Below are 723 nucleotides of genomic sequence, written 5' to 3' on the forward strand. Positions count from 1 at the left end.
CGCGGTCCAGTTTGTCGGTGTGGGCCAGGTCGGTGATGATCAGGGTTTTCATGGTAAATCTCCTTGGATGTCGGTTGGTTGGTTGAGGCATTTGATTTGCGCTCGATGGACTATCAGCAGGATGCGTGCCAGCTTCGTTCGAGTGTCACCAATTAAAACGCAAGTTATTGAAATTAAAGGAGTTTTTATTCTTATTCTCAGCCGTTCACGGCATCGGAGGAAGCGGCCGCAGGCATCGCCTGTGATGGCCCGGACCCAACACTTTTATGGGCCTGTTCGGTGCTGCCCGACAGATGCCGAATGAAGATGTTCCGATTGGGACGGCGCAAAAAAACGGCGCTGTTTGCATTAAGTGTTGAATCTGCCCAGCGCCGCTCTCAAAAAGGCACCGGGGCTGGCAATGCGCTGCCCATCCAGCGCCCAGCGCCAGCCGAAGTAGTGGCTTAGGTAACGGCTGGCGATGCCGCGGAACGGCAGCAGCCAGGTTCGCATCCGGCTGTGATAGGCGTTCACGTTCTGGATGTGCAGCGCACCACGCTTTCTTTCGCCGGCGCTCGCGTTGATGGCTTCATGCGAAATCCCGACCTCCCGCGCGAATGCCGGGTAGGCCGCATGGCTATCGGTCACCAGCAGCACGTCGGGTGCCAGGCGCGGCCCCAGGTGTTGCACCAGCTGCCGCTTGCTCACGCTGCCCTTGCCGGTCACGGCGTCGATGGTCTGGCC

General features: G+C 58.9%; 1 protein-coding gene. It reads right to left on the reverse strand.

The window, feature by feature from the left end:
• Nucleotides 1–348 precede the first annotated feature (348 nt).
• Nucleotides 349–723: IS1595 family transposase (locus AC1DOP_RS27175; RefSeq protein WP_477254401.1), on the reverse strand; the 375-nt coding region annotated here is incomplete at its 5' end.

This window comes from Massilia sp. 01N410, from assembly GCF_056399665.1.